Genomic DNA, 13,001 nt, shown 5'->3' on the forward strand with positions numbered 1-13,001 from the left:
CGCACCCCGGGCCCGGTTGCACGCGCCACGGCGGTGCCCGGGGGGTGGAGGACACTGCCCCCGCCCCCGAGGTCGTGGAATGCGACACTCGCCCCACAAAGAAACATTGCGAAACGCGTCAGGGGCTGGCCTTCCGGTAAGAAACCTGGCGTGGCCGACGTCCGACTCCTCCGATTCCGCTTCGCCGTGCCCCTCGCGCTGGCCGTGCTGTTGACGGCGTGCGCCACCACCTCCAATCAGCCCACCGGGCCGAAGGTGAAGTCCCTGGACATCCAGGGGACGAAGCAGGTGGACGAGGGGGACATCAAGGACCGCATCCTCACGTCCTCCACCCCCTGGTACGCGTTCTGGCCCTTCGGCAAGGCGCACTACTTCGACACCAACGCGTGGCAGGCGGACCTGCGCCGCATCGAGCGCTTCTACCAGGCGGAGGGCTTCTACCAGGCGCAGGTGGAGTCCAACGAGGTCATCCCCGACGGCGACAAGGCCGTGCGCCTCAAGGTGGTGGTCAACGAGGGCGCGCCCACCATCATCGACCGCATTGAGCCGCACGGCCTGGAGTCGCTGAGCCAGGGCGAGGGCCAGCCGACGCAGCGGGAGCGCGAGCGCATCCTGGAAGAGCTGCCGATGAAGCCCGGGGACGTGTTCCGCGAGGACACGTGGACCACCACCAAGGAGCTGGTGCTCCAGCGGCTCAAGGACCTGGGGTACGCGGAGGCGGAGGTCGGCGGCGAGGTGCGCGTGGACGTGGCCACGCAGAAGGCCGTGGTGGACCTGCAGATTGCCCCGGGCCTGCGCTACCGCTTCGGCAACATCTTCATCGCCACGGACGCGAACCCGCAGGTGCCGCCCCGCCGCATCATCGAACAGGCGCAGGGCGCCGTGACCAAGGGCGCGTACTTCAGCGAGGCGGCGCTGGCGGAGGCCCAGGCGCGCGTCTTCCGCATGGGCGTCTTCGGCGCGGTGAAGGTGAACCGGGGCGCGCCGGACCGGCAGAACGCCACGGTGCCGGTGGTGGTGGACGTGCGCGAGTCGCCCTTCCACTCGCTCAGGCTGGGCGGCGGTATCGGCGTGGACGCCGCGCGGCAGGAAGGCCGCATCCTGGGCGAGTGGAGCAACCGCAACTTCCGCGGCGGCCTGCGCCGGCTCACGCTGCGCGGACGCCTGGGCTACGCCTTCATCCCCAACGTGCTGGCGAGCCTCCGCGACGACGAGGGCTCCGATGACGACCCCGTCTTCACCTTCACCACGGAGTTCGAGCAGCCGCGCTTCCTCTTCCGCGACGTGGCCCTGCAGGCCTCCGTCACCGCGGAGAAGGGGCTCCAGCAGGCCTATTCGTTCTACGGCGGATACCTCAAGACGGGCGTCATCTGGACGCCTCACCCGTCCTTCTCCGTCTTCCCCTCGTACAACCTGCAGCTCTACCGGCTGACGGGCCAGGTGAGCCTGGAAGAGGGCGTCCCGCCCATCACCCTCGGCTGCGAAAACACGACCGAGGACGGCAAATGCGACCAGGCGCTGAGCTTCCTGGAGGTGGCGTTCGCCTGGGACCGGCGCGATGACCGCACCGAGCCGCGCGACGGCTACTACGTGGGCTTCTCCATCCAGAAGGGCGGCGGTCCCTTCTTCGGGCAGTACCACTACGTCCGGCTGCTGCCGGACCTGCGCTACTACCACTCCCTTGGAGACAAGAAGGACCTGACGCTCGCGGTGAAGCTGCGCGCGGGCACGCTGAACCCGGCGGGCGGAGGCCAGAGCTCCATCGTCACCCGCTTCTTCTCCGGCGGTGCCACCGCGATGCGCGGCTTCAACGGCCAGCGGCTGTCGCCCATGACGCCGCTCGCCCCCACCTACAAGAAGGACGACGACGGCAACGTCCTGCTGGACGCGAACGGCAACCCCATCCTGGATTCCTGGGACACCGTGCCCGTGGGCGGCAACAGCCTCTTCGAGACCTCCGTGGAGCTGCGCTACATGCTCACGGACAGCCTGATGGTGGCCATCTTCTACGACTCCGGCCTCGTGGGCACGGAGGCGCTGTTTGGCAAGAACGCCCCCAAGCTGTTCGGTCCCGAGCACTACCACGCCCTGGGCGCCGGCCTGCGCTACCTCACGGTGGTGGGCCCCATCCGACTGGACATCGCGCGGCGCTTGAACATCGGGCGGGGATTGCCCGTCAGCGATCCCGGATACATCTATCCGTCCTCTGGTGGATGCCTGGGCTTCGGACGCAAGTTCGACAAGGCCTCGACGTCCGCTGATGCAGCGTTCGCGGGTGCCCCGGAAGGGCTCTGCGCGATCCATATCTCCATCGGAGAGGCGTTTTGAGCGACCCCACGACCCCCGCCCCCACCGCCCCGCCCCACCGGCGCAAGCGCTGGGGACGGCGGATCCTCTGGGGCCTGCTTGGTTTGCTCGGGCTCATCGTCCTCTTGGTGGTGGGCGCGCTCGTGTACGCCACCAGTCCGGCCGGCTCCGCCCGCCTCGCGCGCCTTGGCGTCGACCTGGCGAACAAGCAGCTCGCCGGCCGGCTGGAGCTGGGCGGCTTCGACCTGGACCTGAACGGCGCGGTCCTCACCGGCATCAAGCTCTACACGCCGGAGGGAGACCTGGCGGCGGAGGTGGCCCGCGTGGAGGCGCGGCTCCACCTGACGCCGCTGCTGGGGCAGAAGGTGGACCTGACGAAGGTGCGCATCGAGACGCCCCGCCTGTACCTGGTGCAGGACGAGCGCGGCCTCAACCTCATGCGCGCGCTGGAGCCCCGGGAGCCCAAGCCGGAGGAGCCGCCCACCCAGGGCAAGAGCGCCCTGCGCATCCACCTCAAGGACTTCGAGCTCAGCCACGGCTACGTGGACTTCCAGCAGGAGCTGCCGGACGGCGGCGAGCGCCAGGTGCGCCTGGAGGAGCTCGGCGCGAAGGGCGAGGGCCACTACGGGCTCGCCGACATGGACTTCGCCGCGGACCTGCAGGCCACGGGCGGCCTCACCCGTCCGCTCACGGGCCCGGTGCGCCTGGTGCTCAAGGGCCAGGGCAAGGACGTGGTGCGCCAGGTGGACGCGCAGCTGGCGCTGGCGGGCATCGAGGCGGATCTGGGCGCCAGGCAGTCCGGTGAGACGGCCGCCGCCGTGGAGCTGCGCCGCCTGCGGGTGCCGCCCGAGCCGGTGAAGGCCTTCGTGCCCGCGTACCCGCTGGTGGTGCCCATTGAGGCAAAGGGCACCGCGTCCATGGACGGCGACCTCGCGAAGGCCCGGCTGGGCGCGTCCGCGGGCAAGGCCACGCTGGACCTGACGGGCGACGTGAACCTCAAGACGTACCGCACCACGGAGACCACCGTGAAGGCGCGCGGGGTCAACCTGGCGGAGCTGATGGAGGGGGGCATCCCCACCAACATCGCCGCGGACCTCGTCGCGCACGGCGGCGGCGACAGCGTGGAGACGCTGGACGGCGACGTGGCCCTCACGGTGTCCCCTTCGGAGTACCGGGGCCAGTCGGTGGGCCCCATCGAGCTGAAGGCCAGCGCCAAGGACGGCCGCTACAACGTGGCCAACCTGCGCGTGATGATGCCGGGCGCGGCCTTCATCGCGTCGGGGGAAGGCACCGCGAAGGCGCTGGAGGCGCGCGGCAGCCTGTCCGCGGGCGACCTGAAGCTGCTGTCCCAGGCGCTCAACAAGCTGCTGCCCGGCGGCACCGTGCCGCCCATGTCCGGCAGCGGCTCGCTGGAGCTCCTGGTGCAGGGGCCGCCGCGCTCGCCGGGCGTGAAGGCGGACGGCAACTTCGTCGCGCTCAACTACGGCGACATCGCCATCACGGACCTGACGCTCAAGGCGAGCGTGCCGGACGTCACCCGCCCGCTCACCACCGACGCCACCGTGCTGGTGAGCCAGCTGAAGACCGCGGGCAAGACCTTCCGCGACCTGTCCCTGGCGCTCACCACCGACGAGAACCGCGAGCTGAAGGCGAGCGTGCGCGTGGACGGCGACGCGCAGCTCGCGCTGGGCGTGGAGGGCACGGTGGACGCGGACAACGAGGGGCTGGCCATGCGCGCCTTCTCGCTGTCCTGGCCGGAGGCCACCTGGACGCTCCAGCAGCCCACGCACCTGGGCTTCGGGGGCGGGCGCATCGCGCTGGAGCCGCCGCTGGCGCTCGCGTCGGGGCCGCAGACCTTGAAGATCGCCGCGGTGAAGGACGGCGAGCGCGTGGACGCGCGCATCGACCTGGGCGCGTTTGACTTGTCCAAGCTGCCTCGCATCGCGGTGCCGGAGGACCTGGGCCTGGGCGGCACGCTGTCCGGCCACGTCGCGGCGAAGGGGCGCATGGCGCGGCCGGACGCGGACGTGGACCTCACCCTGGCGGGCGGCAGGGCGCGCGGCTACGAGGGGCTGGGGCTCCAGCTGAAGGCGCGGTACGTGAAGGACCGCGCCACCGGCACGCTGGGCGCGGAGCTGAACGCGGCGCGCGTGTCCTCGGAGTTCGACGTGCCCGTGCAGGGCGTGCTGCGCCGCCGCAACGAGCCCCTGTCCCTGACGGTGAACCTGGAGAAGCTGGACGTCGCGGAGACGCTGAAGCTCGCGGCCCAGCCGCCCGGCCCCACGGGCCAGATTACCGGCAAGCTGGTGGTGAACGGCTCCGCGAAGGACCCGCGCCTGGACCTGAAGGTGGTGGGCGCGGACCTGCGCTATCCCGGCCGGCCGGAGGCCCTCTTCGCGCAGGCGCTGGGCTTCGAGCTGCACGCGAACTCCGACGCGAACGACGCCACGCTGGGCGCGCGGCTGGACGTGAAGGGGGTTGCCCCCCAGGCCTACGTCGCGCTGAAGACGCCCTTCACGCTGGGCGGCGTCATCGCGAAGCCGCCCACGCCCGCGCAGGCGCTGGAGGCGCCGCTGCACCTGGAGGCGCTGGTGGCGGAGCTGCCGCTGAAGCTGCTCCAGGGCGCCGAGGGCGTGGACAAGCCGGACGGCACGGTGACGCTGAAGGCGGACGTGAACGGCTCCGCGCTCGCGCCGCTGGGCCGCGTGGAGATGCAGGCCCAGGGCGTCACCGCCAACGGCCTGCCGCCCCTCAACGGCACCGCGCTGGCGCTGGCGGGCAACGAGGACGTGAAACTGACGCTGGACGTGCGGCGCCCCGACGGGCCGCTCGCCACGCTGGAGGCGCGCGTGCTGGCGCCGCTGGCCGCGCTCCAGGACCGCGAGGTCATTGCCCGCGTGCCCTTCCGCATGAAGGGGCGCGTGGGGCCCGTGCCCTTGAGTGAGCTGCCCGGCATGGCGGTGCGGCAGCCCGGGCAGGGCAACCGCGGGCCGCAGGGCGTGCTGTCCATGGAGCTGGTCGCGCGCGGCACGCCGGAGGCCCCGGAGCTGGAGCTGAACGCGGGCATGCAGGGCCTGGGCGTCGCGCAGACGGCGCTGGGGCAGGCGCGGCTGCACTACTCCTACTCGCAGGCGAAGTCCCTCTTCGACGCGATGCTCACCGCTCCCGGCGGCGGGTCGCTGCTCCTGGGCGGCACGATGGAGCTGGACCTGTCGCTGCCCGCGTTCCAGGCCGCGCAGGGGCCGGCGAAGAAGGTGGACCGGGCGCCGGTGGAGGTGTCGCTGCGCGCGCGCCGCTTCGACCCGACGTTCCTCTCCGGCATCTCCCCGTACGTGCGCTCGCTGGGCGGCCTCATGCAGGCGGACGCGAACCTGGGCGGCACCGTGGGCGCGCCCACCTTCAAGGGCGACCTGGCGTGGAAGAACGGCAAGCTGGGGCTGATGGGCTACGGCGAGTACAACGACATCCAGCTGGCGCTGAACGCGTCGGAGAAGCGCATCGAGCTCAAGCAGCTCACCGCGAGGTCCGGCAACGGCACGCTGGAGCTGACGGCCACCGCGAACCGCCAGGGCAAGAGCGGCGAGTTCGTCCTGGAGGGCAAGGGCCGCACCAAGAACCTGCCCATCGTGGTGGAGGACCAGCTGATGGCCCTGCTCTCGCTGAACCTGTCCATGAAGGGCAGCCTCAGCGAACGGCTGGTGAACATCAGCGACCTGTCCATCCCGGAGGCGCACGTCGAGCTGCCGGAGGCCAAGCGCAAGGACCTGCAGCCGCTGGAGCGCCCCGCGGACGTGGTGATGGTCCGCAACGGCGTGCCCGTGGACAAGCGCAAGAAGAAGGAGCAGGCGCCCACGCAGGTGGCCACGTCGCAGAAGGCGCAGAACCCGCGCAACGCCCCGGACTCGCCCGGCATGCCCGGCAACCCGGAGTCCACCGTGGGAGGCAGCGGCAACGCGGGCGGGCCCACGTCCCAGGCGGAGGCCGAGGCCCTGGCGGAGGACGGCGAGGAGGAGGAGGCGCCGCAGCGCCAGTTCTGGGTGAACATCAACGCGCCCCGCAACCTCTGGGTGCGCGGCACGGACCTCAACGTGCAGCTGGGCCTGTCCGAGGGCTTCCGCGTCGAGTACGCCAACGAGGCGCGCATGTTCGGCGAGGTGATGGTGCTGCTGGGCCGCGTGGACGTGCTGGGCCGCCGCTTCGACGTGCAGCGCGACAGCCAGGTGCGCTTCACCGGCCCGGTGATGATGCCGTACATCAACGTCACCGCCGAGCACCGCAACGACAACGCGAACGTCACCGTCTTCGTCACCGTGCGAGGCCAGGGCAAGGAGGTGACGCTGAAGACCACGAGCGAGCCGGCCCTGCCGGAGTCGGAAATCTATACGCTGCTCGCCACCGGCCGCCGCACGCTGGAGCGCGGCTCCGGCGCGTCCATGAACGCGGGCGCGCAGGCCGCCTCGGTGGTGGGCTCGTTCGTCGCCAACGAGGCGCGCAAGGCCATCGCCGCGAAGCTGCCCCTGGACGTGCTCTCCATCGAGGCGGGCGACAGCGGCATCGCCGGCACCAAGCTGGAGGTGGGCACGTACGTGACGGACAAGATCTACGTGGGCTACACCGGCCGCGTGGGCGCCAACCTCCAGAAGGGGGAGAACGCCAACGCCGTGCGCTTCCAGTACCTCTTCAGCCCGCGCTGGAGCCTGGAGGGCATGTACGGCGACGCGCGCTCCGGCGGCCTGGACCTCATCTGGTCCAAGGAATACTGACCGCCCGGACGCGGGTGTCCCATCCGGGCGGCGCAGGTGACGGCTACAGCGCGTACGACGCGTAGCAGGTGCCCACGGGCCCCACGCCCGTGGTGCCCGCGCCCGGCGCGTCCCGCCACACCCCTTCCGCTCCGCACTGCTGCCAGACGGTGCTGCTCGCCTGCACGCAGGTGCGCGTGGGCACGCCGCGGCCCAGGCGCGTGGAGACGCAGTACGGGAAGGACACGTTGCAGTTGGACGGCTTCGCGGTGGTGCCGCCAATGAACACGCCCTGCGAACACTGGCGCCACAGCGCGTCCGACGAGCTCTGCACGCACGAGCCTTCCGGCACCGTGGCGTCCACCGTGCCGGAGTAGCAGCCCTCCGCCGTGGTGAGCGTCCACGGGTAGGCCGTCTTGTAGCGGTTGTAGATGGACGCCATCAGCGACGAGCCGCCCACCGTGGTGCGGCCGCACTGGATGGCGTACGCGCCCACCCAGGGCGTGTACGTGTAGAGCGCCGCGGTGGCGTGGTTCGCCGGCTTCACCGAGCACGGGTCGGACGTGGACTTCGTCACTCCCGTCTTCCAGCCAGAGATGGTGGCGCGGCCCGCCTCCAGGTCGGTGAGGTAGCCGCGCATCTTCTTCGCGGCGCACTCCACCTGCTTGCCGAAGCCCACGTATTGCGCGTCACACCCGCTGGTGTCCGGACAGCCACAGCCCGTGGCCTTGCTCAGGTTCGTGGACGTGCCGCTCTGGATGAGGCTGGACTCGCCCTGGATGCGCGCCAGCATGTAGAGCGGGCTGATGTTGGACGCACGCGAGCGCTCCACGATGAGCGTCGCCGCCGTCTTGCCGTAGGCCGGGTCCGTGTAGCCCGCCAGGTACGAGCCCTGCTGCTGGAGGAACGCCTGCACCTGCGCCGGCGTGATGCCCGTGCCGCCCGTGACGTCCGAGTTTTCCAGCAGGCGGTGCATGTCGTACTTCGTCGTCGCCTCCTGGAGCACCTGCCCGGTCAGCTCGTCAATCACGGGCTCGGTGGGAGTTTCATCCAGGGGACCACAGCTGGCCGCCAGCAGCGCGGGTACCAACAGCACGCACAATCGGAGCTTCATCTCGCACACCTCGGGGGAAGGCCGGCCGGTCGCCGGTGGGGCGAGCGTGACTCAAGACTTCCTTGGAATGCGAGAACAACCTCTCGGGGACCGGAGGCATGCGGGGACGGGGCCGGAGTAGAGTTTTGGACATCATGCGGACCCCTGCCCTGTTTCGTCGGAAGTGTTGGCCGTTCCTCGCCGCGGGCCTGCTGGCCGTGGCGGGCTGTTCGGATTCGAGTGACCCGGGTGAGGAGCCCGGACCGGGCACGGATGGGCCCGGGGTGACGCCGGGTGACGGCTCGGAGTGCCTGGGCGCGCAGTTCCTCACCACGCTGGGGAAGAACACGCTGCTGGTGGGCGCGCAGATGGAGGACGCCACCGCGAAGGCGGCGCCCTTCGACGTGCGCTACCTCTACATCGCGGCGGGCCTCTTCGATTCGAAGGACGCGTGCCAGTCGTGCACGTCCGGGTGCACCTCCGGCGGCACGTCGTGCGTCAACGGCGCCTGCGCGTGGTGGGGCTGCTGGCAGTACGACCAGGACCCGCCCGGTGCCTACGTGCGTGACTTCATCAAGTCCGCGCAGGCGAACGGGCAGCTCCCCTTCATCACGTACTACGAGGCGTTCCAGGCCAGCGGCTACACGGAGGGCGAGGAGCAGCTGAAGGCGCTCAACGACGCCGCGTTCCTGGGGCGCTACCTCGCGGACTGGCGCTTCCTGCTCAAGCAGGTGGGCCAGGAGAAGGTGCTGCTCCAGATTGAACCGGACATGTGGGCCTACCTCCAATTCTTCCCCCAGGACGGCAAGGCGCAGTCCACGCCGGTGGCGGTGAAGGCGGCGAACCCCACGGACTGCGGCAGCCAGGAGAACAACGCGGCCGGCCTGGGCAAGTGCATGATCGCCATGGTGCGCAAGTACGCGCCCAACGCGAAGGTGGGCCTGCACGCGAGCGCGTGGGCGACGAAGACGGACGTGTCCGGCAACACGGACGCGTCCTTCGACGTGGCGGGCGAGGCGAACAAGGTGGCGGACTTCCTCTTGTCCGTGGGCGCGGGCTCCACGGACTTCGTCACGGTGGAGGCGTCCGACCGGGACGCGGGCTGGTACCAGGAGGTGAGGGGCAGCGCGGTCTGGTGGGATCCGGAGAACCGCAAGCTGCCGCACTTCCACCAGGCCTTCACCTGGGCGAAGGCCGTCTCCACGCGGCTCAACAAGCCGCACCTGTGGTGGCAGCTGCCGGTGGGCCACATGGGCCTGCCCAACACCGACAAGAAGTGGCGCGACAACCGCGTGGACTACTTCCTCACCCACCCGGGGGAAGTGGCCGCCGCGGGCGGCGTGGGCATGCTCTTCGGCGCGGGCAACTACGAGCAGACCACGCCGGAGACGGACGGCGGCAACCTGGTGAAGCGCGTGAAGGCGTACAAGGACGCGGGCGGCCAGGCCGCGTGCGTGAAGCCCTGAGTCGTTGAGGGGTGCCGCGCGCCCGGGCTGAGAGCCGGACGCGCGGGCCTTGCCGATCCCGCGAGGAGGTCAGGCGCGAGGCCGCGTGCGCGAGGGGGCAACGGCCTTCTTCGCGGCGGCCTTCTTCGCGGCGGGCTTCTTCGCGGCGGCGGGCTTCTGCTTCGGCGGTGACGCCGCGGAGCCCGCCTTCGCCGGAGCCCGGGCCTGCTTCCGGGCCTGGATCTTCTGGATGTATCGGGCGGCATCCGGCGTCTCGCAGGCCGTGTCGCCGTGATCCACCTCCACCTTGCCCAGCCGCTTCGCCGTCGCGAGCGCGGCGGTCTGGAGCGCGCCCCCGGTGGCGCCCAGCGCGATGAGCGCGCTGTTCATCGCCTCGCGGACGCGGTTCTTCGCGCCCGGCAGCTCCGCTTCGATGCGCTTCACCCACGGCAGCAGGTCCTCGTCCTCGAGCACCGCTGTCTTCGTGAGCAGCACGGCGAGGCTCTGCCAGCCCGCGCGCCCCACCCACTCGGACTTCGACTGCGTCCACGTCAGCGCCTTCGCCGCGTGCGGTGAGCGCTGCACCACGTTCGTCACGAAGACGTCCGTGAGCGTGTGCCAGTCCAGCCCCTTCGCCCAGGCGTCCAGCTCCTTCCAGGGCATCGCGGGCGCGTCCACCACCATCGTCGCCAGGAACCGCGCCTCCGCATGGCCCGACGCCCAGAGCGCCCGGGCAAGCCCGGTGTCCGTGCCGAGCCGCTTCTTCAACACCGTCAACGGACCGAAGTTCACACCGGACAGCGGCGGTGGCGCACCGTGCCGCAGATAGGTCTTCCGCGTCTGCTCCGTGCCCAGCCGCTCCAGCTCCCGCATCGTCTCTTCCAGGGTCATGGCGCGCGGGATTCTGCCATCACTAGCTCAAACGAGTGACTGCCACTCCCCGTGTGCCTCCTCCAACTTGGGCCCCGTGAAGGGTGGATGTCTCGCGATGCGAGGGGGAAGCGATGACCAGCGCTGAGTACATGTCCGATGTGGAGTCCCTCGACGCCATGGACGCGTGGGAGGGCGCGGATGCCCTCCAGGAGTTGGAGGACCTGGCGGACGCGTTCAGCGACGTGGAGGCCTTCGAGGCGGAAGGCTTCGAGGCGGACCCCTTCGAGGCGGAGGGCTTCGAGGACGACGGCTTCGCGGAGCTGTTCGCCGAGGCCGAGGCGGAGGACGCCTTCCTGGAGGAGGACGGCTTCGACGCGTTCGAGCAGGACCTGGCCAGCGGTCTGTACCTGCCGACCACCGCCCAACGCCTCGTGTCCGGCCCGGCCGCCGTGGCGCTCGCGCGGACGCTCAACCCCTTCGTCCTGGAGTCGATGGACGCGGACGACGCCGAGGCGTTCCTCCGCCGCGTCGCCCGGCGCGTGCGGACCGCCGCGCGCGGGGTCGCTCGGGGCGTGCGGCGGGTGGGACAGCTGGGGGCCGCGGCGCTGCGCCGCGCGGGGCCGCTGCTCGCTCGCGCGCTGCCGGTGGTCCAGCGCGTGGCGGGGCTCGCGGGGCCGTGGGGGCGGGTCGTCGCGGCGGGCATCGGCGCGGCGCGGGGGTTGATGCGGGGACAGGGGCTGCGCGGGGCGCTCGCGGGGGCGGTGGGCGGCCTGATTCCCGGCGTGGGCGGACGGATCGCGTCCTCCATCCTCCGTGGCGACGGCGCGGACGACGACGCGTCGCTGGACGCGCTGGCGGACATGGCGGACGCGCGGCAGGTGCCGGCCGCCGTGGCCCTGCCGCTGGGCGCGGGGCTCGCGGCGCGCGTGGTGACCCGGCAGGCGGTGCCCATGAGCAACACGCTCGGCGCCGCCGCCCAGGGCGTGCTGCGCTCGCGCACCCGCGGCGTGGAGCAGCAGCTGATCCGCGCCGCCCAGCGGGTGCCCGGCACCGCGGGCCGGCGGCTGCGGCTGATGCGCGCCATCGCCCGGCTGGCCGCGAGGAACCTGCGCCTGCGCGGCCCCAGCGGCGCCATCGGGGTCCTGCCCGCGGTGGTGCAGGGCGCGGGACAGCGGGTGCTCGCGCGAGCGGTGCGGTCGCCCGCGATGGGGGTCGTCCCGGCGCGCGTGGCCGCGCAGCGGGTGCAGGCACGGCGGCAGGTGATGCGCCGCATCCCCGTCTCCGCCGTCAGTGTCGCGGCCGTGCGCCGCGCCTAGCCCCATCCCGTCACGACGTCCCTGGCAGCAAGCGTTCGCCGTGCCTGGGCCTGCCCGCTCACGACGCCTCCGGCGGTGAGCGTCCGCCGCGCCCGGGTCCATCCACTCATGAAGTCTTCAGGACAAGGAGGAGTACCCATGCAACCGCAGCCTTTCGAAGAGGAGTTTTCGGGCCAGGGCGATGAGATGTCCGACCTGTTGGCAGAGGGCGAGGAGGGCTTCGAGGGCGAAGGCTTCGAGGCCGAGGGCATGGAGGAGGGCTTCGAGGAGAACCCCACCACCATGGAGGACCCCTTCGAGGGCGAGGGCTTCGAGGCCGAGGGGATGGAGGAGGGCTTCGAGGGCGAGGGCTTCGAGGAGAACCCCACCACCATGGAGGAGGGCTTCGAGGCCGAGGGCTTCGAGGAGACTCCCACCCCCATGGAGGAGGGCTTCGAGGGCGAAGGCTTCGAGCTGGACAGTCCCACCGCCCTGGATGACACCTTCGCCGACGCGATGGACGCCCAGGACGAGGAGGAGTTCCTCCGCCGCCTGAGGGCCGGCGCGCGCCGGCTGGCCACCGTGGCCGGGCCCACCTTCCAGCGCATCCGCCGCCGGGCCATGCCCATCGCCATGCGGCTCATCCGCCAGGCCGCGCCCCGCCTGGGCGGCATCGCGGGCCAGGAGATTGGCCGCACCCTCGGGGGGCTGCTCCGCGCGGACGCCATGGACGCCTTCGCGGACGCCGCCGGGGACTACGCCAGCGACGAGGACCTGGACGCCTTCAACCGCGTGCTGGGCGGGCTCGCGGCGCGGCACGTGGTCCGCAACACGATGTCTCCCGCGCGCCGCCGGCAGCAGCCCCAGCAGGCCCGGGCGCTGGGGCGGGCGGTGGGCCAGATGACGTCGCAGCTCGCCTCGCGCATCACCTCGCGCTACGGCGCGCGGGCGCTGCCGGCGGTGACGCGCGTGGTGCGTCAGGTCACGCGGCTGGTGCGCCAGCAGGGCGCGAGCCCCCAGGCGGTGCCGCGCATGCTCCGCCGCATCGGCGGGCGCGTCATCTCCAGCCCCCGCGTGGTGCGCCGCCTGGCCCGGCCGCTCGCCGGCGTGCGGCAGCTGCGGGCGCGCGCGGGCCTGCGCCGGCCCGGTGTCCGCGGCCGGGTGAACCCCATGATGGGAGGCCTCGGCATGCGCCGGATGCGGACCGTCACCCTGCGGGGGCCGGTGCGAATCGTCGTGAGGTGAG

At 71.8% G+C, this 13,001-nt stretch carries 7 protein-coding genes; 5 read left to right on the forward strand and 2 right to left on the reverse strand.

Annotation, left to right across the window (positions count from 1 at the left end):
* Positions 1-150: 150 nt before the first annotated feature.
* On the forward strand, positions 151-2,328 hold the full coding sequence (locus NR792_RS22125; RefSeq protein ID WP_375754663.1) for an outer membrane protein assembly factor: 2,178 nt from the start codon (positions 151-153) through the stop codon (positions 2,326-2,328).
* Positions 2,325-7,070, forward strand: a complete 4,746-nt coding sequence (locus NR792_RS22130) for a translocation/assembly module TamB domain-containing protein (RefSeq protein ID WP_375754664.1) — start codon at positions 2,325-2,327, stop codon at positions 7,068-7,070. The genes NR792_RS22125 and NR792_RS22130 overlap by 4 nt, the downstream gene beginning before the upstream one ends.
* A 43-nt stretch (positions 7,071-7,113) precedes the next feature.
* On the opposite strand, the gene NR792_RS22135 is transcribed toward NR792_RS22130, so the two are convergent.
* On the reverse strand, positions 7,114-8,163 hold the full coding sequence (locus NR792_RS22135) for a hypothetical protein (protein WP_375754665.1): 1,050 nt from the start codon (positions 8,161-8,163) through the stop codon (positions 7,114-7,116).
* Between the two features lie 134 nt (positions 8,164-8,297).
* On the opposite strand from NR792_RS22135, the gene NR792_RS22140 reads away from it, so the two are divergent.
* The gene (locus NR792_RS22140) at positions 8,298-9,608 is read left to right on the forward strand and encodes a hypothetical protein (RefSeq protein WP_375754666.1); all 1,311 of its coding nucleotides are present in this window, start codon (positions 8,298-8,300) and stop codon (positions 9,606-9,608) included.
* Between the two features lie 69 nt (positions 9,609-9,677).
* Here NR792_RS22140 and NR792_RS22145 read toward each other — a convergent pair whose 3' ends face one another.
* Positions 9,678-10,478 (reverse strand): DNA alkylation repair protein, encoded by an 801-nt coding sequence (locus tag NR792_RS22145; protein ID WP_375754667.1) that lies wholly within the window; start codon positions 10,476-10,478, stop codon positions 9,678-9,680.
* 113 nt (positions 10,479-10,591) lie between these two features.
* On the opposite strand from NR792_RS22145, the gene NR792_RS22150 reads away from it, so the two are divergent.
* Both NR792_RS22150 and NR792_RS22155 read left to right on the forward strand, forming a co-directional pair.
* The gene (locus NR792_RS22150) at positions 10,592-11,776 is read left to right on the forward strand and encodes a hypothetical protein (protein ID WP_375754668.1); all 1,185 of its coding nucleotides are present in this window, start codon (positions 10,592-10,594) and stop codon (positions 11,774-11,776) included.
* A gap of 138 nt (positions 11,777-11,914) precedes the next feature.
* The gene (locus tag NR792_RS22155; protein ID WP_375754669.1) at positions 11,915-13,000 is read left to right on the forward strand and encodes a hypothetical protein; all 1,086 of its coding nucleotides are present in this window, start codon (positions 11,915-11,917) and stop codon (positions 12,998-13,000) included.
* The last annotated feature ends 1 nt before the right edge of the window (position 13,001 follow it).

The organism is Corallococcus exercitus (assembly GCF_042231735.1).
In the GTDB taxonomy this organism is placed as follows: domain Bacteria; phylum Myxococcota; class Myxococcia; order Myxococcales; family Myxococcaceae; genus Corallococcus; species Corallococcus exercitus_B.